Raw genomic sequence first — 24,698 nt, forward strand, 5'->3', positions numbered from 1 at the left:
CCGGGGCGCTCGCCTCACGCGCCTGCTCGGCGGCTGCGGATCAGCAGGTAGAGGAAGTACGGGGTGCCGATGACCGCCGTCATGAGGCCCGCGCCCAGCTGGGCCGGGGCGATGACGGTGCGGCCCACGAGGTCCGCCGTACCGACCAGGAGGGCGCCCAGGAGGACCGCGACCGGGACGACCCGGGTGTGGCGGCGGCCGACCAGGGCGCGGGCCGCGTGCGGGGCGACCAGGCCGACGAAGCCGATGGTGCCCGCCGCGGACACCGCCGTGGCGCTGAGCAGGACGCTCAGGGACAGGAAGCCGAGGCGGCCCTGTCCCAGGCTCAGGCCCAACAGCCGGGGGGTGTCCTCGTCGAGGGAGAGCAGGTCGAGTTCGGTGCGCCGGGCCACGGCGACCGCGATGCCGAAGACCAGGACGACGGCCAGCGGGACGACGTCGGGGAAGGTGCGCCCGTAGGTGGAGCCGGACAGCCAGGTGAGGGCCTTGATGGCGTTGAAGGGGTCGGTGAGGATGACCAGGAGGGCGATCAGGGCGGTGGATCCGGTGGCGACTCCGAAGCCGACCAGCACCAGCCGGTTCTGCTGGAAGCCGCCGCGTGCCGCGAGGCCGAAGACGAGCACGGCCGCGGCCACGGCGCCGCCGAACGCGGCCGCCGCCACCTGCCACGTTCCGGCCGCCGGCACGGTCGTGACGAGGAGGACGGCGCCGAGTGCCGCGCCTCCGGAGACGCCCAGGGTGCCGGGTTCGGCGAGCGGGTTGCGGGTGACGGACTGGACGAGGGTGCCCGCCAGGGCGAGTGCTGCACCGGCCAGCAGTGCGGCGGCGACGCGTGGCACCCGGGTGTCCAGGACGAAGGTGACGGCCCTTCCCGCGTTGCCCTGGGCCCAGTTGGCGACGTCGCCGAGGAGGAGCTTGCTGTCGCCGATGAGTACGGCGGCGATCGTCAGGCCGACGAGGAGGGCGACCAGTACGGCCGTGGTGGTGACGAAGACGCCGCGGCTGCGCAGCCGCAACCGGTCGGGCGCGGCGGCACCCACGGTGTCCTTGGTCCTGGTCGCCATGACGATCAGGAACACCGCTCCGGCGAAGCTGGTGACGACACCGGTGGGTACGGCGACGGCGGTGTCGGCGGGCACCAGGGCGCGCAGCAGGACGTCCGAGCCGAGGACCAGTGCGGCGCCGACGAGTCCGGTGAAAGGCAGGGCCGCGCGGGTCTTCGTCAGCCCGCGCAGTCGGCGGGCCAGCGGGCGGACCAGGGCGGGCGCGCACAGGCCGACGAATCCGATCGGCCCGGCGAGTGCGACCGCGGCGGCCGACAGGAGGGCGGCGAGCACGACCGTGAGGACTCGGGTGCTGCGGACCGGGACGCCGAGTCCGCGGGCGGCGTCGTCGCCGAGCGCGAGGGCGTCCATCCGGCGGGCGAGCAGCAGCAGTCCGGCGATGCCGAGCACGGCGAGCGGCAGCATCCGCACGATGCCGTCGTAGCCGGACTGGGCGATGGCTCCCTGGTTCCACTGGAAGAGGCCCTCGGTCTCCTTGGGGAACAGGAGGAGGAGCCCCTCGGTGACGGCGTTCAGGCCCAGCAGGAGAGCGCTGCCCGCCAGGACCAGGCGTACGGTGCCGGCGCCGAGCCCGGAGAGGCCGAGCACGACGGCGGCGGCGGCCAGTCCGCCGGCGAAGGCGACGCCGGTGGTGGCGAACAGCGGCAGGGAAAGACCGGTGACGGCGACGACGCCGAGCGCCAGATAGGAGCCCGCGTTGACGGCGAGGGTGTCGGGCGAGGCGAGGACGTTGCGGGTGACGGCCTGGAGGGCGGCGCCTGCGACGGCGAGCACCGTGCCGATCAGCAGTCCGGCGACCATGCGCGGTATCCGGGCGGCGACGACGACGGACGCGTCGCCCGTCTGGGCCTGGCCGGTGAGTGCCTTCCACACCTCGGGGACACCGACCGAGGTGGTGCCCTGGGTGATGTCGACGAAGGCGAGGACGGCGACGAGGAGGAGCAGGGCGGCCGTCACCGCGGCCGCACCCGTCCGGGTACGGGCCGCCGTCGGGCGGGTGGCGGGGGTGATTGCGGTGACGGCCATGGTGCTACTTCTTCAGCGCCTCGACGACGGAGTCGACGTAGTTGTTCATCGACAGCGGGCCGCCGAACATCCAGATGCCGTCGGGCAGTTGGTGCACGTTGCCCTTCTTCACGAACGGCAGCGACTTCCACACGTTGTCCTTGGCGAGCATGCCGGTGAAGGGGGTGCTGGCCTTGTCGCTCTTGTTGCCGATGTAGGCGAACTCCACGTCGCCCAGCTTGGTGAGGCCCTCGACGTCGGTGGCGGCCAGGCCGTACGCCTTGTCGCCCTTCTGCGTCCACGGGTTCTTCAGGCCGAGCTTCTCGTTGACCGCGCCGATCAGCGAACCGCTCGTGTACGGGCGGATGGAGACCTGGTTGTTGACGACGTAGCCGTCGGCGAAGGCGAACTTGGCGCCCGCGTGGCCGGCGTCGGCGATCGCCTTCTTGCCGGAGGCGACCTTCGTGTCGAAGTCCTTCAGCAGCTTCTCGGCCTTCGCGGTGGTGCCGGTGGCCTTGGCGATGGTGTTGATGTCGTCGGTCATCCGGCCGATCGGGTCGGCCGCGTCGGCCGCCTTGAGCTCCAGCACCGGGGCGATCTTGCGGAGCTGCTTGAGGGCGGCCGGCGGCAGGTCGGTGGTGGCGATGACCAGGTCGGGGGCGAGGGCGGCGACGGTGTCCATGCTGGGCTCGCCGCGGGTGCCGATGTCCTTGGCGTCGTTCTTCAACGGGGCGGCGGTGTTCCAGGCCTGGTACCCCTTGACGTCGGCGACGCCGGCCGGGGCGACGCCCAGCGAGATCAGGCTCTCGACGACGTTCCACTCGGTGCCGACGACCTTCTTGGCGGGTCCTTCGAGGACGACCTTGGCGCCGTGGACGTCGGTGAGGGTGATCTTCTCGGCGGTCTTCGGCTTCGCGGCGTCGGCGGCGGGCTCGGTGGTACCGCAGGCGGACAGGGTGAGGGCCGCCGCGGTGGCTGCCGCGGCGGTGAGGAGGAGGCGTCTCATGAGGTGGCGCTGAGCCTTTCGCTTCGCATGTGGTGGCGGCCTATCGCGCGGGTGCGCAGCCTGCCGGTAAGAGGGTCGGAGTCGACTTCGATACGGATGCCGTAGGTGGCGGTGAGCCGCTCGCCGGTGAGCACGTCCTCGGGGCTGCCGTCGCACACGACGCGTCCCGAGTCGAGCAGGACGACGCGGTCGGCCACGGCGGCAGCCTGGTCGAGGTCGTGCAGGACGGCGCCGACGGCGATGCCGTGGTCGTCCGCCAGGTCGCGCACCAGGTCGAGGAGTTCGACCTGGTAGCGGAGGTCGAGGTAGGTGGTGGGCTCGTCGAGCAGCAGTACGCCGGTCTCCTGGGCAAGACAGCCGGCGAGCCACACCCGCTGGAGCTGTCCGCCGGAGAGGTGCTCGGCACCCCGGTCTGCGAGTGCGGCGACGCCGGTCATGGCCAGCGCGCGGTCCACGGCGGCCGGTCCTTCCGGGTCGGCCTTGCCCCAGCGGCCCCGGTAGGGGTAGCGGCCGAACTCGACGAGGTCGCGCACGGTCAGTCCGCTGGGGGTGGGGCGCCCCTGGGTCAGCAGGGCGACGTTCCGCGAGAACTCGCGGGCGCTCAGGGCGAGCGCGTCGACGTCTCCGTCGATGACCAAGTGGGCCGTCCTGGGCCGCTGGAGCCGGGAGATGGTGCGCAGCAGTGTCGACTTGCCGCTGCCGTTCGGTCCGACGAGGACGGTCACTTCGCGGGGACGGAGCGTCAGGGCGGCGTCGTGGACGACGTCGACGCCGTCGTACGCCACGGTGACGCCCGTGGCACGCAGTTCGTGGCCGGGGGGGCGTTCATGACCACGGGGACGCCGGGCCGCGGAAGTCTCTTCACCTGCTTGCACGCCGGGAAGGTTAGCCTAACCTTAGGTCGCGTTGAAAGAGGGTGCCGAGATTGTCTTGAAAGTAGCTTGCGGAGGTGCTCTTCGGGCTGCTCACGGCATCCTCGGGCCCGCGGCCAACTCGGCTCGGGCGGCGGCCCTTTCAGTGACAACACTGCCGGTGGGCCGCCGTTGTACTGCCGAGGGGCCGCTGTTGCGCTGCCTGCGGGCCGCCGTTGCCCGTTCGGGCCCGGAGCTCCCGTCCCTCTGTACGAACACCTCCGCCCGGGCCCCGGTCAGTCGCTGGTGTGCCTCTTGCGCGCCCACACCGGCAGCACGTACCAGCACAGCAAGTACCAGGTGACGACTCCGGCAACCAGCCACGGTGCGTACGCGTTGTGGGTCACCGCCCGCATCACCAGCAGCAGCGCCGAGGACAGCGTGGCCAGCAGCAGGAGCAGACCGAGGAAGGTCAGCCGGGACGCCCAGACCACGGCCTGCGGTTTGATCTTGCGGCCGGAGACGATGCGGTGGAAGGAGACAGGGCCGATGAGCGCCCCGGTCGCGGTGGCGCCGAGCACCACGGTGATCACGTAGATCATCTTGTCGGTCTCGCCCAGGCGCTGGAAGCCCGGCTGGAAGACCACCGTGAGCAGGAAGCCGAAGAGGATCTGCACGCCGGTCTGGGCTACGCGGATCTCCTGAACCAGCTCGCCCCACTGGCGGTCCGCACGCTCGTCCTCGGTCTCGCTCCGGCCCCCGGAGCGTCCGTTCCTGCCTCTGTCCCCGTTTCCGTCCCCGCTCCCGTTTCCGTCCCCGCCCCCGCTTTCGTTGCTGACCGGTCTATGGCCGGCCCCTCCGCCGTCCGGCCGGCCACCCCTGGCCTCCCGGCCGCAGGCCCGGCCGTCCACGGCCTGCCCCTCGCCCGTCCGCTCCCGGGTTCCGCCGGTGTCGGTCCGCCCGTGATCGGCACGCCCCTGGGGACTGCCGCTCTCGTTTGCTGCTCCGGCCCCGGTGTCGGTCTCGGCCATGTCCGTCCTCCTCGCCGTCCACGCACCAGGGGCGCACCCCCGTCCACCCGGGGCGCCCGCCCGTCGGCGCGGGTCCACTCGCCCTTATCGAGCGAACAATCGACCGCATACCCTTTCGGGTGGCAGACATGAGCTCCACGAGCGGTTCCGTCCCACGTCCGACGCCTGTCGTCACATGGCGAGCGGACGGGGCCGCGGAGAAAATTGCCGTACGGCAACTGTGGCACCATGACCCACGGAACGCCCGTTCGGAAGTGAGCTGGTCGTGCCGGTGCCGCCCCCTGCGCGGGCCGGTGTCGAGCAATTTGCGTGAAGGGGTGGGACTGGACGATGAGTACTGGTGCGGAGACTGGCAGGCGGCGTACGTCCTCGGGGACTGCGCGCGCGGACGGAACGGCCACCAAGGCCGCCAAGGTTCCGGCGGCCGCCTCGGCGAAGCCGACGGGCACGGCTGGCCCGGCGGGCACTGCTGGCCCGGCCGCGCCCGTGGGCGCCGCGGGATCGGTGGGCGAGCCCGAGCTGAGGCAGCTGCTCGCCGGGCTGACGGCCGTACGCGACGGAGACTTCGGCACCCGGCTGCCCGACGACAGGGACGGCCTCCTGGGTGAGATCGCTCTCGTTTTCAACGGCATGGTCGACCAGCTGTCGCTGTTCACCTCCGAGGTCACCCGGGTCGCCCGCGAGGTCGGCACCGACGGCCGCCTCGGCGGGCAGGCCGAGGTTCCGGGCGTGGACGGCACCTGGAAGGACCTCACGGACTCCGTCAACGCGATGGCGGGCAATCTCACCACCCAGGTGCGTGACATCGCCCAGGTCGCCACGGCGGTCGCCAAGGGCGATCTGACCCGGCGGATCGACGTGGACGCGCAGGGTGAGATCCACGAGCTGAAGAACACCATCAACACGATGGTCGACCAGCTCTCCTCCTTCGCCGACGAGGTGACCCGGGTGGCCCGCGAGGTGGGCACCGAGGGCAGACTCGGCGGGCAGGCCGACGTCCAGGGCGTCTCGGGCACCTGGAAGGACCTCACCGAGTCCGTCAACGTGATGGCGAACAACCTCACCTCCCAGGTGCGCAACATCGCCCAGGTCACCACCGCCGTCGCCAAGGGCGACCTCTCGCAGAAGATCCGGGTGGACGCGCGCGGCGAGATCCTGGAGCTGAAGGAGACCATCAACACGATGGTCGACCAGCTCTCGGCCTTCGCCGACGAGGTGACCCGGGTGGCCCGCGAGGTGGGCACCGAGGGCAACCTGGGCGGCCAGGCAACCGTGCGCGGCGTCTCGGGCACCTGGAAGGACCTCACCGACAACGTCAACGTGATGGCGTCCAATCTGACCGGCCAGGTCCGCTCCATCGCCCAGGTCGCCACCGCCGTCGCCAAGGGCGACCTCTCGCAGAAGATCAACGTCGAGGCCAAGGGTGAGGTCGCCGCGCTCGCCGGTGTGATCAACACCATGGTCACCACCCTCTCCGCGTTCGCCGACGAGGTCACCCGGGTCGCCCGCGAGGTCGGCACCGAGGGCATCCTCGGCGGCCAGGCGCACGTGCCGCACGTGGCCGGCACCTGGAAGGACCTGACCGACAACGTCAACTCGATGGCGAACAACCTCACCGGGCAGGTCCGCAACATCGCCCAGGTGACCACCGCCGTCGCCCAGGGCGACCTCACCCGCAAGATCGACGTCGACGCGCGCGGTGAGATCCTGGAGCTCAAGACCACCATCAACACCATGGTCGACCAGCTGTCCTCGTTCGCCGCCGAGGTCACCCGGGTGGCCCGCGAGGTGGGCTCCGAGGGCAGGCTCGGCGGGCAGGCCGAGGTCGAGGGCGTCTCCGGCACCTGGAAGCGCCTCACCGAGAACGTCAACGAGCTCGCCGGGAACCTCACCCGGCAGGTGCGCGCCATCGCCGAGGTGACCAGCGCCGTCGCCGAGGGCGACCTCACCCGCTCCATCACGGTGGACGCCTCCGGCGAGGTCTCCGAGCTCAAGGACAACATCAACTCGATGGTGGAGTCCCTGCGCGAGACCACCCGCGCCAACCAGGAGCAGGACTGGCTCAAGACCAACCTGGCCCGGATCTCCAGCCTCATGCAGGGCCAGCGCGACCTCACCGTCGTCGCCGAACTGATCATGGACGAGCTGACCCCGCTGGTCGGCGCGCAGTACGGCGCCTTCTACCTGGCACACGACACCGGCAACGACTCCGCCCTCGGTGCTCAGCTCGAACTGATCGGCTGGTACGGGCACTTCCAGGGCACCGAGGACCGCCCGGTCCGCTTTGAACTGGGCCAGTCCCTGGTCGGCCAGGTCGCCCGCAGCCGCCGCACCATCGCCGTCGACGAGCTGCCACCGGGGTACGTCACGGTGTCCTCCGGCCTCGGTTCGGCCGACGCACGCAGCCTGCTGGTGCTGCCGATCGTCGTCGAGGGTCTGGTGCTCGGTGTGATCGAGCTGGCCTCGGTGGGCGGCTTCACCCCGGTGCACCGGGACTTCCTGGAGCAGCTGATGGAGACGGTCGGCGTCAACGTCAATACCATCGTCGCCAACGCCCGTACGGATGAACTTCTCGGTGAGTCCCAGCGGCTGGCCGCCGAGCTGCAGTCCCGCTCCGAGGAACTCCAGTCGCAGCAGGAGGAGTTGCAGCACTCCAACGCCGAACTGGAGGAGAAGGCGGCGCTCCTCGCGTCCCAGAACCGGGACATCGAGGCCAAGAACCTGGAGATCGAGCAGGCCAGGCAGGAGCTGGAGGACCGGGCGCAGCAGCTGTCCATCGCCTCCAAGTACAAGTCGGAGTTCCTGGCGAACATGAGCCACGAGCTGCGCACCCCGCTCAACTCCCTTTTGATCCTGGCCCAGTTGCTCGCCCAGAACCCGACCCGCAATCTCTCCCCCAAGCAGGTAGAGTACGCGGGCGTCATCCACTCGGCGGGCTCCGACCTGCTCCAGCTGATCAACGACATCCTCGACCTGTCGAAGGTCGAGGCCGGAAAGATGGACGTCAACCCGGAGCCGGTGGGCCTGCGCAAGCTGCTGGACTACGTCGAGGCGACCTTCCGCCCGATGACCGCGCAGAAGGGCCTGGACTTCCGGATCAGCGTGGCTCCCGGCGCGCCCGCTGAGCTGGTCACCGACGACTCGCGGCTGCGCCAGGTACTGCGCAACCTGCTGTCCAACGCGGTGAAGTTCACCGAGTCCGGGGCCGTCGAGCTGCGCATCGACCCGGTGTTCGGCGCCGACCTGCCGCCGCTGGTGCGCCCGCACGGCCCGGCCGTCGCCTTCCGTGTCATGGACACCGGCATCGGCATCGCCGACCAGCAGCTCGAAGCGATCTTCGGGGCGTTCCAGCAAGCGGACGGCACGACCAGCCGCAAGTACGGCGGTACCGGGCTGGGTCTGTCGATCAGCCGGGAGATGGCCCATCTGCTCGGCGGTGCGATCCAGGTGACCAGCGCGCCCGGCGAGGGCAGCACCTTCACCCTGTACATCCCGGTGGCCCGCTTCGAGTCCCCGGACGCGTACGCGGACCCCGCGGACCGTAAGGGTGACGCGGCGGGGCTCTCGGCGCCCTCCCCCGTCGTACCGGCGCAGCAGCGCAGGCTCCTGGTGATAGAGGACAGGCCGCGCGGGCTGTTGTCGCTGGTCGCCGAGAGTGCGGTGGCCGAGCTCGCCGAGGGCTCGATGCCGGATGCCAGGGGCCCGGTGCACGTACGCACCGCCGTCGGCCCCGAGGAGGCGGCTGCCGCGCTGGCGGCCGACCCGTGCCACTGCGTGGTGATCGGCCTGGACATGCCCGACGGGTCCGCGATGCGGCTGCTGCAGGCGCTGGACGGCGATCCGGCGCTGCATCAGGTGCCGGTGCTGGCTCACCACACCCGGCCGCTGGAGCCTGCGCACGAGCGGCAGCTCACCGACTGGTCGCGGACCAAACCGCTGGAGCTGCTGCCCAGCCTGGACGAGCTGCGCGAGCGCATCGCCCTGCATCTGACGGCCGAGCGGCCCGCCGACGTGCTGCCGCTGGTGCGTCCCGTGGCGCCGCCCGCCGAGGTGCCGCCCGCGCCCGAGCCGGCCCCGGACGGGTCGCTGGACCTCACGGGCCGGGTGGTCCTGGTGGTCGACGACGACGCCCGCAACGTGTACGCGCTGACGGGCATCCTCGAACTGCACGGCATGCGCGTCCTTCATGCCGACAACGGGCGCAAGGGCCTTGAGGTGCTCGCCCTGCACGGCGGGGTGGAGCTGATCCTGATGGACGTGATGATGCCCGAGATGGACGGGTACGCGGCGACCGCGGCGATCCGTGCCATGCCCGAGCACGCCGAGCTGCCGATCATCGCGGTGACGGCGAAGGCGATGGAGGGCGACCGGGACAAGTGCCTGGCAGCGGGGGCCAGCGACTACATCACCAAGCCCGTGGACGCGGGCGACCTGGTGGACCGCATGCGCACCTGGCTCTCCCGGTGAGCGGGGAGGAGACGCAGCAGTCCCGGCCGCTGGACGCCCTGGCCGCGACCATCGAGCAGCTGCGCCGCGACCTGACGCTCTCTCAGGAGTCGGCCGACGCAAGGGCGTTGATCGGTATCGCGACCGGCATCCTGGTCGAGCGCGGGCAGGGCGGACCCGCCGAGGCCGCCCTGCACCTGGAGCATCTGGCGGAGACGGCACGGGTGCCGCTGCTGGAGCTGGCCGCCGACATCGTGCACGGCGCGGCCGGTGACGACGTGGCCGAGACACTGCCGGTGTCCGCTTCCTCGTCCGCGGCACGCGCCGCGGCGGGGGCCGGCGAGGAGGGGCGTCCTTTCGTGCCCTCGCCGGGTGGCAGCAGCGACGGGACACGGCCCGGGAACGTACTGCGGCTGCGGGCCGCCGAGACCGGCTCGATGACCGGGGACGCGCAGACCGCCGTCCACTCCCTGTTCGAGCAGGCGCTCGCCCCGCTGGGCGCGAGCGCGCTGGCGCTGTGGGCGGCCGGGCGCGACGGCGCGCTGATACTGGCCGGGCACGCGGGCTTCTCTCGCGGCGAGGCGCAGCGCTGGCGCTACGTACCGCCGGGGGTGGGGACGTGGGCGCAGCAGGTGCTCACCGAGCGCCGTCCGCGGTGGTACGGGTCGCTGCCCGCCGGCACCCCGGGGATCGGTCTGCGGCACGGCACCGACGGGGCGCGCAGTGTGCTGCCCGCCGAGGTGGGCGGCCGGATCCTGGGTGTGCTGGAGGTGTGCTGGCCGCAGCCGCAGCCCCCGCTGACCTCCGCCGCCACCCGGCAGCTGGACGCGCTGGCGGACCTGTGTGCGCACACCCTGCCGGGCACCGACGTGTCCGCCACCGCGGCGGGAACACCGCCGGACGAGAAGGCGGGCCCGCTGGCGGACCTCGCCGACGGACTGCTGGACCCGGCGCTGATCCTGCTGCCGCTGCTGAACGAGCAGAACACGGTGGTCGACTTCCAGATCGCGTACGCCAACGAGCGGTTCACCGACCTCGCGGGCCGCTCCCGGGCGGTGCTGACGGGGATGCGCTGGCTGGAGGCGTACCCGCTGAGTGCCCGCGAGGGCGGGCTCTACGAGCACCTGCTGCGCGTGCACGCCACGGGAGAACCGTTCCGCTCCGGGCGGATGACCCTCGACGCCCAGGTCGACGAGGTGCCGCTGGTGTCGGTGGCTTCGGTGGGCATCGGCCGCTACGGCGACTCGGTGCTGCTGAGCTGGCGGCTGGAGGACGAGGCGTCCCGGCTCGCCTCCCTGCTCCAGCACGCCCAGCGGCTCGGCAGGATCGGCGGGTTCGAGGAGAACACCGTCACCGGCGGCATCCTGTGGAACAGCCAGCTCTTCACCCTGTTCGGACTGCCGCCCTCTTCCTCCCCGGTACCGCTGGAGCGGCTGCACCTGCACGCGCACGACGACGACTCGGTGGCCATCGGCCGGTTCCTGCGGACGCTGCTGCACCACCGCCACTCGGCGTCCACGGCGTTCAGGCTGCGCCGCGCGGACGGCGTGATGCGGCACATCCGTATCGTCGCCGAGCCGGTCACCGACCCGGCGGGCAACATCATGTCGGTGCGCGGCGCCTACCAGGACGTGTCCTCGCAGCACTGGACGGAGGTGGCGCTCGCCGCGACCCGGGACCGGCTGGCCGACTCCGAGGAGATGGCGGCGGCCCGCAGCAGGCTCGCCCTGCAGCTCCAGCAGGCGATCATGCCGCCGACCCGGGACGCCGTGGACACCTCCGGGCTGCTGGTCGCGGTGCGCTACCGGCCGGCCGAGGAGGAGCACCTGGTGGGCGGCGACTGGTACGACGCGGTGGCCCTGCCCGACGGCAAGGTGCTGCTCGCGGTCGGCGACGTGGCGGGGCACGGCATCCACGCGGCCACCGGCATGGTGGTGCTGCGCAACGCGCTGCGCGGTCTCGCCGCCACCGGTGCGGGACCGGCCCAGCTGCTGGGCTGGCTCAACTCGGTGGCCCACCACCTCGCCGAACAGGTCACGGCCACCGCCATCTGCGGCATCTTCGACCCCGCCACCCGGCAGCTGCGCTGGGCCCGTGCGGGCCATCCGCCGCCGGTGCTGGTACGGGGCGGGGCCGCGGCGGCGCTGCCGATGCCGCCGGGGATACTCCTCGGTGCGATCGGCGAAGCGCTGTACACCGAGTACGAGTTGATGCTGGAGGCGGGCGACCGGCTGCTCATGTACACGGACGGGCTGATCGAGCGGCGCGACCGCACGGTGCAGGAGTCCCTGGACCAGTTGCTCGCGCTGGCCGGGACGGCCCCGCCGGAGCTGGAGAAGCACCTGGACCGGCTGCTGACCCACAGCCGCTCGGACACCGACGACGACACCTGTCTGATCGGCATCGAGGTGCGCTGAGCCTGCGCCGCTCCCGGGCCGGGTGTACGCGCCGGGTCCTGCGCAGGTCAGGTCGGCGCGAGTACGGGGCGGGGGCCCGGCGCGGGTTCAGCCTGCGGGGGCCGGGGTGGAGGGCCCGGCGCCGGGGGCCGCGGTGGAGGTCCCGCCGCCGGCTTCCGGCGACGGGTCTCCTGGTGCGTCGCCGTCCCCGCCGAAGCCCGGGTCCGGCCGTACCGCGTCGGTGAGGCCGGCGCGGGCGGCTTCCAGCTGGGCGGCGAAGGCGATCCCGAGGAACAGGGCGACACCGGTGAGGTTGGCCCACAGGAGCAGTGCCACGAACGCGGTGAGCGGCCCGTAGACCGCTCCGAAGGTGCCGCTGCGGGCCACGTAGAAGGCCAGCAGCCAGGTGGAGCCCACCCACAGCACCAGATGGACGGCCGACCCGAACGCCAGCCAGGTGTAGCCGGGCTGGCGCCTGCGCGGCGACCAGCGCAGGATCACCGCCGAGGCCACCCAGGCCAGCAGCACCCCGGCCGGGATGTCCAGCGCGTGCCACGGGCCGAGCCAGGAAGCCGGTCCGCCGAACGCCTCGGCCAGCGCGTCCCCGACGGCGTCGCCCGCCACCAGCCACAGGAAGCCGAGCACCAGCGGCACGCCGGCTGCCAGCGCGAGCAGCAGGCTGCGGCCGTACTTGCGGGCGAAGGGGCGGTCGCGTTCGATGCCGTAGATCCGGTTGGCGCCGCGCTCGATCTGCGCCATCGCGGAGGTGAGATTGACCATGGCGAAGACCAGGCCCGTCCACATGGCAACCGCCGTCCAGCCGCTGGTGGCGGCGCTGCGCCGGGTCTCGGCGAGGGCTTCCTCGACCAGCCCGGTGCTGTTTCCCGGCACGATGCCGGTCAGCGTCAGCTCCACCACCCGGCCGATGCCTTCGGTGTGCACGGTGGCCGCCGCCCCCACCGCCGCGATGAGGAACGGCACGATGCCGAGCACCATCTGGTAGCCCAGCGAGCGGGCGTGGCTGAACCCGTCGGCGTACCGGAACCGCGCGAAGGCGTCGTGCAGCAGCTTGCGTCCGCCGTAGTGGCGCAGTGCCGTGAGCGCTTCGTCGCCGGAGAGTTCGTCCCCGATCATGTCCCGGGTCTGCGGCACATGAACTGCAGTTCCCATGCGGCATACGCTACCGCCGCGCGGCGGCTACTCGGGACGGCCGGGCAGGAGCGGCGGATTCGCCAGGCGCAGGAGTTCCACGGCCTGCTCCGGGAACCAGTCCCCCGCCTTGGGATCGACCGTGTCGCGCTCCGGGTCCTTGGGCCCCGGGGTGCCGCGCAGGCACAGGCCGTCGGACTCCCCCGGTGTCTTGATCCACAGCTTGGCGTCGTGCAGCGGGTCGCCGGTGCGGGTGGTGGGGGGCACGCCCAGGCCGCGTCCCGGCGGGTTGCACCAGTCCTGCGGGTCGGTGTACTTGCCCGCGGGCGGCTTCCACGGGCCGGTGCCGTTGCGGCTGGTGTCGGTGACGAAGTGCTTCATCCGGGACGGTGGCGTGGTGACGTTCTTGTCGAGCCAGGCCTGGGCCGCGGCGCGCGGGCCCTTCTGCGAGGGGCAGTCCGCAGCCTTGCCGCCGGCCTCGACGTAGGCCAGGCAGGACGAGATCAGCTTGCCGTACCAGGAGTTGGCCTCGTCGGTCTGGTGGTTGGAGGCGTTGGTGTAGAAGCCGGTCGCGGAGGTGATGCCGCCCTTGACGAGGCGGGGCACGATGCTGGCGGTGTCGTGCCAGCCGGCGTGGCCGGTGTCGAGGTAGACGCGGGTGTGGCGCAGGGCGGCGAAGGTGCTGACCGCGTAGTTCACTTCCTCGTAGCGGGCGGCCGTCTTCGTGCCCTGGGCGTCGTCCTGGCCGCAGTCGGAGGGCACCAGGGCCAGCGAGTCGGGCTCCAGCACGACCAGTGCGTCGCGCTTGCCGATGCCGCGGGCGACGCCGTCGATCCAGGCCTTGTACTCGGCCGTGTTGCTCGCCCCGCCGCCGGAGTAGTTCGAACAGTCGCGGCCGGGGATGTTGTAGAGCGCGAAGACCGGCATCGATCCGTCGATGGCCGCGTCCCGGGCGACGGCGCGGGCGTCCTTCTCGACGGCCGCGGGGCTCTGGTCGCCGTACCAGACGGCGTGCGGGGTGCGCACCATCCTGATGATCCCGGCGGCCTCGCGGAGTCCGGCGGCGGCGCCGCCCTGCGACAGCCGCAGGGCCTGCTTGTACGCGTCGGGGTTGGCGAGGGGGGTGTAGAGGCGTGGGCTGCCGGCCAGCGCGGGGGCGGGCGGCCCCGCTGCGGCAGGGGCGCCGGGGGCGGGCTCGGGTGCGCCGGAGGCCGGTCCCGAGGTCATGGCCCACAGGACGCCGGCCGCGAGCGGCGGCACCGCGGCCAGGGCGAGGGCGCCGCGGCGCACCGTGAGCCCTTGGAGGCCTTTGTGGCGGGCGTGGTGGGCGGGGCGCAGGGTCGGCACGGGGCCGGTGTGCCGGGTCGGTGGCACGGGTTCGGTGTGCCCTGGAGGCTGGGCGGGTTCGGAGTGCCCGGCGGCGTGTTCGGGCTCCGTGTGCCGGGCGGGCTGTGCGGGTTCCTGGGGGCGCATGGGTCACTCCTGGGTCGCGAGGACGTGCGGGAGCGGTTCCCGCACGAGAGTTGCCCAGGGCCATGTGCGCGTCAAGAGTGAGGTGGCTTCCGATGCTCCCGGGCCGCGAACTCACGGTGCATCAGGTCGGGGCCGGCCGCAGAACGAAGCCCGTTCTCCGGGGCCGGACGGGTGAGGTGGGCCGTCCCGGGGGTGACATGGCGTCAGGCAGCGGAGGCCGACCGCCTTGCCCGCGGGGCCCGCCCGTGCGACGGGGCCCCCGTGCCGTGCGGGCCCGCACCGTCCAGGTCCCGCCCCCTCAGAGCCCCGCCCCCTCAGAGCCCCATCCCCAGTGGCCCAGCCTTCAGGCGACGGACCCGATGCGCCCCGCGGGCCCCTGCGAGGCGTCGTGGTGGATGGGGGTGTGCGCGCCCGTCAGGGACACTCCGCTGCCGCCCCGGCGGGCCGCGACGATCTCCGCGGCGATCGACAGGGCCGTCTCCTCCGGGGTGCGGGCACCCAGGTCGAGCCCGATCGGGGACCTCAGGCGGGCCAGTTCCAGTTCGGTGACGCCCACCTCGCGCAGCCGCTCGTTGCGCTCCAGGTGGGTGCGGCGCGAGCCCATCGCGCCGATGTAGGCAACGGGGAGCTTCAGGGCGAGTTCGAGGAGCGGCACGTCGAACTTGGCGTCGTGGGTGAGGACGCACAGCACGGTCCTGGCATCCACGTCCGCCGACTCGAGGTAGCGGTGCGGCCAGTCGACGACGATCTCGTCCGCCTCAGGGAATCGGGCGGCCGTCGCGAAGACGGGGCGGGCGTCGCACACGGTGACGTGGTACCCGAGGAACTTGCCGACCCGCACCAGGGCCGAGGCGAAGTCGATCGCACCGAAAACGATCATGCGGGGGGCGGGGACGCTCGACTCGACGAGCAGCGTCAGCGGCTGCCCGCAGCGCGAGCCGTCCGCACCGATGGTGAGGCTGCCGGTGCGGCCCGCGTCGAGCATGGCGCGGGCTTCGGACGCGGCGGTGCGGTCGAGCTCGGGGTGGCCGCCGAGGCCGCCCTCGTACGTGCCGTCGGGGTGGACGAGCAGGGCCCGGCCGAGCAGTTCGCGCGGGCCTTCGGTGATGCGGGCGAGGGCTGCCGCCGTCCCCCGCGCGGCAGCGGCGTACGCGGAGGCGTAGATCTCCCTGGCGGGGGCGTCGCGGCCCACCGGCGTCACCAGGATGTCGATGACGCCGCCGCAGGTCAGGCCCACCGCGAAGGCGTCCTCGTCGCTGTAGCCGAAGCGTTCGACGACGGGCTGCCCGTCCTGCAGGGCCTGCTGGCACAGCTCGTAGACGGCGCCCTCCACGCATCCTCCGGAGACGGACCCGATGGCCGTGCCTTCGCTGTCGACGGCGAGGGCGGCACCGGGCTGCCGGGGCGAGCTTCCGCTGGTGGCCACGACCGTGGCGACCGCGAATTCCCGGCCCTGCCGGGCCCACCGGTCGAGCTCTTCGGCGATGTCCAGCATGACGGTCTCCTCTGACAGGTCGGGGGGAGCGGGGAGGGGCGGGGCCTGTCCTGCTGATCCCGCGGGACAGGCCCCAGGGGTACGGCTACCCGACGCCGAGCCAGCTCTCGATCGGGTGGAGGGCGAAGTAGACGATGAAGATCGCCGTCAGCGCCCACATGAAGGCACCCAGTTCGCGTGCCTTGCCCTGGGCCACCTTGATGACGGTCCAGGCGATGACGCCGGCCGCGACACCGGTGGTGATGGTGTAGGTGAACGGCATCAGGACGACGGTCAGGAAGACCGGGATGGCGGTGGCCCGGTCGGCCCAGTCCACGTGCCGCGCGTTCTGCATCATCATCGCGCCGATCACCACCAGGGCGGCGGAGGCCACCTCGGCGGGCACGATCGCGGTGAGCGGGGTGAAGAAGAGGCAGGCCGCGAAGAAGAGGCCGGTGACGACCGCCGAGAGGCCGGTACGGGCACCCTCGCCGACGCCGGTCGCGGACTCCACGAAGACGGTCTGGCCCGAGCCGCCCGTCACGCCGCCGATCGCGCCGCCGGCGCCGTCGATGAACAGTGCCTTGGACAGGCCCGGCATGCGGCCCTTGTCGTCGGCGAGCTTGGCCTCGGTGCCGACGCCGATGATGGTGGCCATCGCGTCGAAGAAGCCGGCCAGCACGAGGGTGAAGACGATCATGCCGACGGTCAGTGCGCCGATGTCGCCCCAGCCGGTGAACTGCACGTCTCCGAAGAGCGAGAAGTCCGGCATGGAGACGGCGCTGCCCTTGAGCTCCGGGGCGCCGCTCGTCCAGCTCTTGGGGTCGATGTCGATGATCGCGTTGAGGAGGATCGCCAGGACGGTGCCGGTGACGATGCCGATCAGGATCGCGCCGGGCACGTTGCGGGCCTGCAGCATGAAGATGAGCAGCAGGGTGACCGCGAAGAGCAGCACCGGCCAGCCGGCCAGTTCACCGGTCGGGCCAAGGGCGAGCGGGGTGGCCTTGCCCGGGTGCACGAATCCGGCCTTGACCAGGCCGATCAGGGCGATGAAGAGGCCGATGCCCATGGTGATGCCGTGCTTGAGCGCGAGCGGGATCGCATTCATGATCATTTCGCGCAGTCCGGTGACCACCAGGAGCATGATCACCACGCCGTACATCACACACATCGCCATGGCCTGGCCCCAGGTCATCTGGGGTGCGACCTGCGAGGCGAGTACGCCGGAGACGCTGAGCCCGGCCGCCAGGGCCAGCGGGACCTTGCCCACGAAGCCCATCAGCAGGGTGGTGACGGCCGCGGCCAGCGCGGTCGCGGTGATCAGCGCGGGCTGGCTGAGGACGCCGCCCTCGACGTCCTTGCCGCCGAGGAGCAGGGGGTTGAGCAGAAGGATGTAGGCCATCGCCATGAAGGTGGTGATGCCGCCGCGCACCTCGCGGGCGACGCTCGACCCTCTGTCGGAGATGTGGAAGTACCGGTCGAGCCAGGACCGGCCGGCGGGCTGGCGCGTACCCGCGCCGGCGTCCTCCGCCGCGGTCTTCGGCTCAATGGACTGCTGGGTCATGATGCCTTGTCTCCCAAGGTTCAAAGGGGCATCCGGAGCCGGCTCGGAAAGGGGGCGGCCGCGGAATTCGGGGACTGATCGAGGGCTGCACGACCCGGAGGACGGTCCGAGACGAAAGCGCGTGATGACGGGTGACACAGGGGGAACTGCCGCTAGCGATGCGGAAGCCGTGGCCCCGGGCGGCGGGGCGGGCGGAAGTGTGACGTTCCTTCAGGCGGCGCCGCCCGGGGGGTTCGGTGGGGACCGGGGTCTCAGGTCCCGGTGAGGTGCTCCGGGCGTACCGGAGTCCGGTTGAGCTCCAGACCCGTGGCCGCCCGGATCGCCGCGAGCACGGCGGGGGTGGAGGACAGGGTCGGTGCCTCGCCGATGCCGCGCAGCCCGTACGGCGCGTGGTCGTCGGCGAGTTCGAGTACGTCGACGGGGATGGTCGGCGTGTCGAGGATGGTGGGGAGCAGGTAGTCCGTGAAGGAGGGGTTGCGCACCTTCGCGGTCTTCGGGTCGACGACGATCTCCTCCATGATGGCGATGCCCATGCCCTGGGTGGTGCCACCCTGGATCTGGCCGATCACCGACAGCGGGTTGAGCGCCTTGCCGACGTCCTGCGCGCAGGCCAGTTCGATGACCTTGACCAGGCCGAGCTCGGTGTCCACCTCGACGACCGCGCGGTGTGCGGCGAACGAGTACTGGACGTGGCCGTTGCCCTGCCCGGTGCGCAGGTCGAAGGCCTCGGTGGGGCGGTGGCGCCACTCCTCCTCGATCTCCACCGACTGGTCCTCCAGTACGTCGACCAGGTCGGCCAGCACCTCGCCGCCGTCGGTGACGACCTTGCCGCCCTCCAGGAGCAGCTCGGCGGTCGCCCAGGCGGGATGGTAGGAACCGAACTTGCGGCGTCCGATCTCCAGCACCTGCTCACGGACGAGCTCGCAGGAGTTCTTCACCGCGCCACCGGTGACGTAGGTCTGGCGGGAGGCGGAGGAGGAGCCCGCGGAGCCGACCTGGGTGTCGGCCGGGTGGATCGTCACCTGGGTGACGCCGAGCTCGGTGCGGGCGATCTGCGCGTGGACGGTGACGCCGCCCTGGCCGACCTCCGCCATGGCGGTGTGGACGGTCGCGACGGGCTCGCCGTTGATGACCTCCATCCGGACCTTGGCGGTGGAGTAGTCGTCGAAGCCTTCGGAGAAGCCGACGTTCTTGATGCCGACGGCGTAGCCGACACCACGTACGACGCCTTCGCCGTGGGTGGTGTTGGAGAGCCCGCCGGGCAGTGCCCGGACGTCCGCGGCCTCGCCGGCGGCCAGCCATTGCTGCTCCGGCGGCATCGGCATCGCCTTGACGCGGCGCAGCAGCTCGGCGACCGGGGCGGGCGAGTCGACGACCTGGCCCGTGGGCATCAGGGCGCCCTGCTCCATGGCGTTGATCTGGCGGAACTTCACCGGGTCCATGCCCAGCTTGGCGGCCAGCTTGTCCATCTGCGCCTCGTAGGCGAAGCACGCCTGGACCGCGCCGAAGCCGCGCATGGCACCGCAGGGCGGGTTGTTGGAGTAGAGGGCGATGGCCTCGATGTCGACGTCCTCGACGATGTACGGGCCGACGCTGAGCGAGGACGCGTTGCCGACGACCGCCGGGGAGGCGGAGGCGTAGGCGCCGCCGTCGAGCACGATGCGGCACTTGAGGTGGGTGAGCTTGCCGTCCTTGGTCGCCCCGTGCTCGTACCAGAGCTTGGCGGGGTGGCGGTGGACGTGGCCGAAGAACGACTCGAACCGGTTGTAGACCATCTTGACCGGCTTGCCGGTGCGCACCGCGAGCAGGCAGGCGTGGATCTGCATCGAGATGTCCTCGCGCCCGCCGAAGGCACCGCCGACGCCGGAGAGCGTCATGCGGATCTTCTCCTCGGGCATGCCGAGGACAGGGGCGATCTGCTCCAGGTCGGAGTGCAGCCACTGGGTGGCCACGTACAGGTCGAGGCCACCGTCCTCGGCGGGCACCGCGAGACCGGACTCCGGGCCGAGGAAGGCCTGGTCCTGCATGCCGAAGGTGTACTCGCCGTAGACGATGACGTCGGCCTTCTTGGCGGCCTCGTCGGCGTTGCCGCGCACGATCGGCTGGCGGTGCACGATGTTGGGGTGCGGGACGTGGCCGGCGTGGTGGTCGTCGCGGTTCTCGTGCACCAGGATCGCGTCGGGTGCGGTCGCGGACGCCTCGTCGGTGATGACGGGCAGCTCGCGGTACTCGACCTTGATCTTGGCTGCGGCGCGGCGGGCGGTCTCCGGGTGGTCGGCGGCGACCAGCGCCACCGGCTCGCCGTGGTGGCGGACCTTGCCGCAGGCGAGCACCGGGGTGTCCTTGAACTCCAGGCCGTACGTCTTCTGCGCGGTGGGCAGGTCGTCGTACGTCAGCACGGCGTATACCCCGGGGAGCGCGACGGCCTCGCCGATGTCGATGGAGACGATCTCGGCGTGCGCGACCGTGGAGCGCAGGGTGTGGCCCCAGAGCATGTCCTCGTGCCACATGTCGGAGGAGTACGCGAACTCGCCCGTGACCTTCAGGGTGCCGTCGGGGCGGAGCGTGGACTCGCCGATGCCGCCCTTGGTCTTGGTGCCCTGCTTGATGTTGGTGGGTGTTCCTGTGACGCCCATGGTCCTAAACCGCGCTTTCCTGGAGTCCGTGGCCGTCCTGGCGGGCTGCGGCGAGGCGCACCGCGTCCAGGATCTTTTCGTAACCGGTGCAGCGGCAGAGGTTGCCGGAGAGCGCCTCGCGGATGTCCGCGTCGGACGGCGAGGGGTTGCGCTCCAGCATCTCGTCGGCGGCGACCAGCAGACCGGGGGTGCAGAAGCCGCACTGCACGGCGCCCGCGTCGATGAACGCCTGCTGGATGGCGGAGAGCTCCCCCGCCTCGCCGCTCTGCCCGTCGGAGGGCTTGGCCTGCCAGCGCTGGGCCGAGTCGACGCTCGTGCCGCACGCCTTGGAGGCGCAGGCGCCGCCCGGGTGCGCGGCGTCGCGGTGCTGGGCGTAGTCGGCCAGGCCCTCGACCGTGACGACCTCGCGGCCCTCGACCTGACCGGCCGCGACCAGACAGGCGCAGACCGGGACCCCGTCGAGCCGGACCGTGCAGGAACCGCACTCGCCCTGCTCGCAGGCGTTCTTGGAGCCGGGCAGGCCCATCCGCTCACGCAGGACGTACAGCAGGGACTCGCCCTCCCAGACGTCGTCCGCCTCGTGCTTACGGCCGTTGACCGTGAAATTGACGCGCATGGTTACGCAGCTCCTTCCAGCGTCGTGCGAGCGGTCTCGCGGTACTGCTCCCAGGTCCAGCCCAGCGTGCGGCGGGCCATGATGCCCACCGCGTGGCGGCGGTACTTGGCGGTGCCGCGGACGTCGTCGATCGGGTTGCAGGCACCGGAGGCGAGCTCCGCGAACTGCTTGGCGATGGACGGCGTGATGATCTTGCCGCTCTCCCAGAAGCCGCCCTCTTCGAGCGCGGCGTTCAGGAAGTCCTCCGCGGCGCGGGCGCGCAGCGGGGTGGGGGCGGCGGAGCCGATGCCGGTCTTCACCGTGCGGGACTGGGGGTGCAGCGCGATACCGAAGGCGCACACCGCGATGACCATCGCGTTGCGGGTGCCGACCTTGGAGAACTGCTGCGGGCCCTCCGCCTTCTTGATGTGCACGGCCTTGATCAGTTCGTCGGGCTCCAGCGCGTTGCGCTTGACGCCGGTGTAGAACTCCTCGACCGGGATGAGGCGGGTGCCGCGCACCGACTCGGCCTCGACCTTCGCGCCGGCGGCCAGCAGCGCGGGGTGCGAGTCCCCGGCCGGGGAAGCGGCGCCGAGGTTGCCGCCGACGGATCCGCGGTTGCGGATCTGCGGCGATCCCACGGTGTGGGAGGCGAGCGCGAGCCCGGGGAGCTCGGTGCGCAGGTGGTCCATGATCTGGGTGTACGGAACGGAGGCGCCGAGAATCACGTTGTCCTGGCCCACCTCCCACTCCCGCAGCTCACCGATGCGGTTGAGGTCCAGAAGGTACTCGGGACGACGGTGGTCGAAGTTGATCTCGACCATGACATCGGTGCCACCCGCGATGGGGACAGCGGTGGGGTGCTCGGCCTTGGCGGCGAGCGCCTCCTCCCAGCTGGCGGGGCGAAGGAAGTCCATGAGTGGCTCTCTCTTCGTGTTCGGGGGCGACTGTTCAGTTGCTGGTGCCACGTGGCTCGGAACTGCTGCTTAACGTCCTGTTCACGTGGTGGTGGCCCAAGTACACAAGCCGGGGGGTGCGGGGTGCAGTCACCGAAACCATGAAGGAGTTGGCTGGTCGCCCGTCTCGTCTTGTAGATTCGAACGAAAGGCGGAGAACAGCAACCTCTCCGCAATTCACAGTTTTCACCAGCCACACGGTCCGCGCGGCCTGCGGCGGGACCCCGACAGAGAATGGCGGCGACACGACGATGCGGCTGCGCGCCCTGCTGGAAACCGATGCGCTCGGCCTGCGCCTGCTGTGCGGCGAGGACGAGCTCGACCGTACGGTCCGCGGCGTCATGACGACCGACCTGCGCGATCCGAGCCGCTACCTCTCCGGCGGTGAGCTGGTCCTGACGGGGCTCGCCTGGCGGCACGGCCCCGAGGCCTCCGAGCCGTTCGTACGGATCCTGGCCGGGGCCGGTGTGGTCGGTCTTGCGGCGGGCGAGGCGGAGCTCGGCAGCGTCCCCGCCGACCTGGTCGAGGCGTGTGCCCAGCACCGGCTGCCGCTGTTCTCCGTCGCCGAGTCCGTGGCCTTCGCGACCATCACCGAGTACGTCGTGCGTCAGGTGTCGGGCGAGCGGGCCGGGGACCTGGCTGCGGTTGTCGACCGGCACCGGCGGCTGATGACCTCGGGCCCGACGGGCGGCGGCCCCGAGGTCGTGCTGGACCTGCTCACCTCCGACCTGGACCTGCACGCCTGGGTGCTCTCGCCGGTGGGCCGCCAGGTCGCGGGCTCGGACACCCCGCTGCCCTTCGGGGTCGGTCCGGCGCTGGCCGCCGAGCACCTGGCGGCCAGCCGCACCGGCCGCCGCAGCCCGCACCGGGTGACGCTCGGCGGGGTCACGTACTCGCTGTTCCCGATCCGGGGGGCGGGCCGGGGGCCTGCCGCGCTCGCCGGTACGGCGGCGTCCCGGGACGTGCGCGAGAGCGTCCTGTCCGACTGGCTGCTGGCCGTGGAGGCCGACGCGGGCGACTGGCCGGCCGCCCGGCTGGACCTGCTGCAGGGCGTCACCCAGCTGATCGCCGTGGAGCGCGACCGCCGCGACGCGGCCCGCACGGTACGGCGCAGGCTCGCGCAGGAAGTGCTGGAGCTGGTCCAGACGGGTGCCGCGCCCTCCGAGATCGCCGCCAGGCTGCGCGTGGCCGCCCCGGTGCTGCTGCCCGGTCTGGGCGCGGCCCCGCACTGGCAGGTGGTGGTGGCCCGCGTCGAGTGGGAGGGCGGCGAGGTGGAGTGCGGCCCGGCGGCGCAGGCGCTCCTCGAAGAGATCTTGGTGGATCCCACCGTCGCGGCCGACTCGATGGCGGCCGCCGCGGAGCCCGCCGACCGGATCGCGGTCGCCCACAGTGGCGAGGAGGCCATCGCACTGGTGCCGCTGCCCGCGGTCGCCGCCGACCATCCGGAGGGCGGCGAGAGCCCCGGGCTGCACGCGGAGACGCTGCTGGCCGCCGTGCAGGCGCCGCTGTCGGGCGGCCTCGCGGACGACGGGCGGCTGACCCTCGGGGTGAGCGCGCCGGTGCACTCCGCGGAGGGCCTGCGCGGTGCGCTGGAGGAGGCGCGGCACGCCCGCCGGGTGGCCGCCGCGCGCCCGGGGCGGGTCGCCGCCGCCGGGCACCACGAGCTGGCCTCGCACGTGCTGCTGCTGCCGTTCGTGCCGGACGATGTGCGCCGCGCCTTCACCGCGCGCCTGCTGGACCCGTTGCGGGACTACGACAGGCGGCACCGGGCGGAACTCATTCCGACGCTGGAGGCCTTCCTCGACAGCGACGGTTCGTGGACGCGCTGCGCGGCCCGTCTCCACCTGCACGTCAACACCTTGCGCTACCGCGTGGGCCGGATCGAACAGCTGACGGGCCGTGATCTCTCGCGCCTGGAAGACAAACTGGACTTCTTCCTGGCCCTGCGCATGAGCTGACGCCCGGTCACCGCTCGAACGGGGCCTCGTGACGCCGTTGCGGGGCCCGCCCTTTGTGAAAAAATTCACCCGCACTCTTGGCCCGATGGTCATTTCATGCTGTGATGCGCGCACGACCGCACGTTCCGCCGGCGTCCCACCCGACGCCCGGCGGGCGTCCGACCGGTCGCACTTCACAGCTCGATGGCGCGCTCGGGGAGGGCAATGTGGCGGACACCGCCATGTCGGATTCCGGTTCGGGGACAGATTCCGGTGCGGGTACGGGGGAGCTCGGTACGGGGGCCTTCGAGGGGGGCGGCGGGCCGCTCCAGACAGCCGTGTGGCGGCTGCGCTCCCGGGGCTGCTGGGCGGATGCGGCGGCCCTGCTCGAAGCGCGCCCCGGCGCGGGGCCCGCGCTCCAGCGGGCGGCCCTGCTCGTCGAGCGCTGTCTGTTCACCGAACAGGGGTGGCCGGAGGCCGAGGAGGCGCTGCGGGGGGCCGAGGCGCTGGCCAAGGAGGACGACGAGCGGGGCGGCGCGGCCTGCGAGCGCGGGCACCTGGCGTACGCGTCGACGGTGCTGGGCGTGCGCGACCGGGCCGACGAGGCCCGTTCCGCGCTCGGCAGGGCGGCGGCCCTGCTGCACCCGAACTCGGCGAACCGTCCGCTCCTGGACTTCCGCCGCGGACTGGTCGCCGAACACCTGTCCGACTCGCCGCAGTCCGCGCGGGCCGCCTACCGCCGGGCGCACGCCGGCGCGACCACGCACGACAAGCCGCTGCTGCTCTCCTTCACCTGGCGGCACCTCGCGGGGCTCGCCCTGCGCGAGGGCGAACTGGCCGAGGCCCGTCACGGGTTCGCCGAGTCCCTGCGGATACGGGAGGAACTGGGTTACCTGGTCGGTACGGCGCCCGCGCTCGCCGCGCTGGCGGACGCGGAACCGGAACCCGAGGCCACCCGGCTGCGCGCGGAGGCCTCCCGCCTCTTCCACCTGCTGGGCGGCGTCCCCACCTGGCTGGCCGCCCAGCTCGCCCCACCGGCCGCGATCTGACGGCACGGCGGGGCGGCGGGCCGGTTGGCCCCAGTGACGCCGGCCGCGCCGAGCTGGAGCGGCCCG

The 24,698-nt window shown here is 72.2% G+C and carries 15 protein-coding genes; 4 read left to right on the forward strand and 11 right to left on the reverse strand.

Annotated features, from left to right (window positions below; all coding sequences use genetic code 11):
- Positions 1-14: 14 nt before the first annotated feature.
- The 4 genes from ACFWVV_RS11605 to ACFWVV_RS11620 all read right to left on the reverse strand — a co-directional run bounded on the left by ACFWVV_RS11605 (position 15) and on the right by ACFWVV_RS11620 (position 4,957).
- On the reverse strand, positions 15-2,090 hold the full coding sequence (locus ACFWVV_RS11605; RefSeq protein WP_384346581.1) for an iron ABC transporter permease: 2,076 nt from the start codon (positions 2,088-2,090) through the stop codon (positions 15-17).
- 4 nt (positions 2,091-2,094) lie between these two features.
- Positions 2,095-3,075: an ABC transporter substrate-binding protein gene (locus ACFWVV_RS11610; RefSeq protein ID WP_384346578.1), complete on the reverse strand. Its 981-nt coding sequence runs from the start codon at positions 3,073-3,075 to the stop codon at positions 2,095-2,097.
- On the reverse strand, positions 3,072-3,950 hold the full coding sequence (locus ACFWVV_RS11615) for an ABC transporter ATP-binding protein (RefSeq protein ID WP_384346575.1): 879 nt from the start codon (positions 3,948-3,950) through the stop codon (positions 3,072-3,074). Before ACFWVV_RS11615 ends, ACFWVV_RS11610 begins: the two co-directional genes overlap by 4 nt.
- 272 nt (positions 3,951-4,222) lie before the next feature.
- On the reverse strand, positions 4,223-4,957 hold the full coding sequence (locus ACFWVV_RS11620) for a DUF6328 family protein (RefSeq protein ID WP_384346572.1): 735 nt from the start codon (positions 4,955-4,957) through the stop codon (positions 4,223-4,225).
- 330 nt (positions 4,958-5,287) lie between these two features.
- On the opposite strand from ACFWVV_RS11620, the gene ACFWVV_RS11625 reads away from it, so the two are divergent.
- Positions 5,288-9,424 (forward strand): HAMP domain-containing protein, encoded by a 4,137-nt coding sequence (locus ACFWVV_RS11625; RefSeq protein ID WP_384346569.1) that lies wholly within the window; start codon positions 5,288-5,290, stop codon positions 9,422-9,424.
- Positions 9,421-11,820: a SpoIIE family protein phosphatase gene (locus tag ACFWVV_RS11630; RefSeq protein WP_384346566.1), complete on the forward strand. Its 2,400-nt coding sequence runs from the start codon at positions 9,421-9,423 to the stop codon at positions 11,818-11,820. Before ACFWVV_RS11625 ends, ACFWVV_RS11630 begins: the two co-directional genes overlap by 4 nt.
- Before the next feature lie 87 nt (positions 11,821-11,907).
- On the opposite strand, the gene ACFWVV_RS11635 is transcribed toward ACFWVV_RS11630, so the two are convergent.
- From ACFWVV_RS11635 to ACFWVV_RS11665, 7 genes are all read right to left on the reverse strand, one after another.
- A complete protein-coding gene (locus tag ACFWVV_RS11635; protein ID WP_384346563.1) occupies positions 11,908-12,969 on the reverse strand; it encodes a YihY/virulence factor BrkB family protein in 1,062 nt (353 codons plus the stop codon).
- Between the two features lie 27 nt (positions 12,970-12,996).
- Complete coding sequence (locus ACFWVV_RS11640; protein WP_384346560.1) at positions 12,997-14,421, reverse strand: glycoside hydrolase family 6 protein; 1,425 nt, start codon at positions 14,419-14,421, stop codon at positions 12,997-12,999.
- Positions 14,422-14,764: 343 nt separating this feature from the next.
- Positions 14,765-15,916, reverse strand: a complete 1,152-nt coding sequence (locus tag ACFWVV_RS11645) for an XdhC family protein (protein ID WP_384346557.1) — start codon at positions 15,914-15,916, stop codon at positions 14,765-14,767.
- A gap of 85 nt (positions 15,917-16,001) precedes the next feature.
- Positions 16,002-17,459: an NCS2 family permease gene (locus tag ACFWVV_RS11650; RefSeq protein ID WP_384346554.1), complete on the reverse strand. Its 1,458-nt coding sequence runs from the start codon at positions 17,457-17,459 to the stop codon at positions 16,002-16,004.
- Between the two features lie 251 nt (positions 17,460-17,710).
- Complete coding sequence (locus ACFWVV_RS11655) at positions 17,711-20,095, reverse strand: xanthine dehydrogenase family protein molybdopterin-binding subunit (protein WP_384346551.1); 2,385 nt, start codon at positions 20,093-20,095, stop codon at positions 17,711-17,713.
- A gap of 4 nt (positions 20,096-20,099) precedes the next feature.
- On the reverse strand, positions 20,100-20,711 hold the full coding sequence (locus ACFWVV_RS11660; RefSeq protein ID WP_384346548.1) for a (2Fe-2S)-binding protein: 612 nt from the start codon (positions 20,709-20,711) through the stop codon (positions 20,100-20,102).
- 2 nt (positions 20,712-20,713) lie between these two features.
- Positions 20,714-21,607: an FAD binding domain-containing protein gene (locus ACFWVV_RS11665; RefSeq protein ID WP_384346545.1), complete on the reverse strand. Its 894-nt coding sequence runs from the start codon at positions 21,605-21,607 to the stop codon at positions 20,714-20,716.
- A gap of 290 nt (positions 21,608-21,897) precedes the next feature.
- Here ACFWVV_RS11665 and ACFWVV_RS11670 point away from each other — a divergent pair, with 290 nt between their 5' ends.
- Complete coding sequence (locus tag ACFWVV_RS11670) at positions 21,898-23,604, forward strand: PucR family transcriptional regulator (RefSeq protein WP_384346542.1); 1,707 nt, start codon at positions 21,898-21,900, stop codon at positions 23,602-23,604.
- 206 nt (positions 23,605-23,810) lie between these two features.
- Complete coding sequence (locus ACFWVV_RS11675; RefSeq protein ID WP_384346539.1) at positions 23,811-24,632, forward strand: hypothetical protein; 822 nt, start codon at positions 23,811-23,813, stop codon at positions 24,630-24,632.
- Positions 24,633-24,698: the final 66 nt, after the last annotated feature.

The organism is Streptomyces sp. NPDC058663, from assembly GCF_042716745.1.
Classification (GTDB): Bacteria; Actinomycetota; Actinomycetes; order Streptomycetales; family Streptomycetaceae; genus Streptomyces.

Bases quoted from the DNA above. Each gene is read 5' to 3' on its own strand.
- ACFWVV_RS11605 (WP_384346581.1), bottom strand. From the start codon at position 2,090: ATGGCCGTCACCGCAATCACCCCCGCCACCCGCCCGACGGCGGCCCGT.
- ACFWVV_RS11610 (WP_384346578.1), bottom strand. From the start codon at position 3,075: ATGAGACGCCTCCTCCTCACCGCCGCGGCAGCCACCGCGGCGGCCCTC.
- ACFWVV_RS11620 (WP_384346572.1), bottom strand. From the start codon at position 4,957: ATGGCCGAGACCGACACCGGGGCCGGAGCAGCAAACGAGAGCGGCAGT.
- ACFWVV_RS11625 (WP_384346569.1), top strand. From the start codon at position 5,288: ATGAGTACTGGTGCGGAGACTGGCAGGCGGCGTACGTCCTCGGGGACT.
- ACFWVV_RS11635 (WP_384346563.1), bottom strand. From the start codon at position 12,969: ATGGGAACTGCAGTTCATGTGCCGCAGACCCGGGACATGATCGGGGAC.
- ACFWVV_RS11640 (WP_384346560.1), bottom strand. From the start codon at position 14,421: ATGCGCCCCCAGGAACCCGCACAGCCCGCCCGGCACACGGAGCCCGAA.
- ACFWVV_RS11645 (WP_384346557.1), bottom strand. From the start codon at position 15,916: ATGCTGGACATCGCCGAAGAGCTCGACCGGTGGGCCCGGCAGGGCCGG.
- ACFWVV_RS11650 (WP_384346554.1), bottom strand. From the start codon at position 17,459: ATGACCCAGCAGTCCATTGAGCCGAAGACCGCGGCGGAGGACGCCGGC.
- ACFWVV_RS11655 (WP_384346551.1), bottom strand. From the start codon at position 20,095: ATGGGCGTCACAGGAACACCCACCAACATCAAGCAGGGCACCAAGACC.
- ACFWVV_RS11660 (WP_384346548.1), bottom strand. From the start codon at position 20,711: ATGCGCGTCAATTTCACGGTCAACGGCCGTAAGCACGAGGCGGACGAC.
- ACFWVV_RS11665 (WP_384346545.1), bottom strand. From the start codon at position 21,607: ATGGACTTCCTTCGCCCCGCCAGCTGGGAGGAGGCGCTCGCCGCCAAG.
- ACFWVV_RS11670 (WP_384346542.1), top strand. From the start codon at position 21,898: ATGCGGCTGCGCGCCCTGCTGGAAACCGATGCGCTCGGCCTGCGCCTG.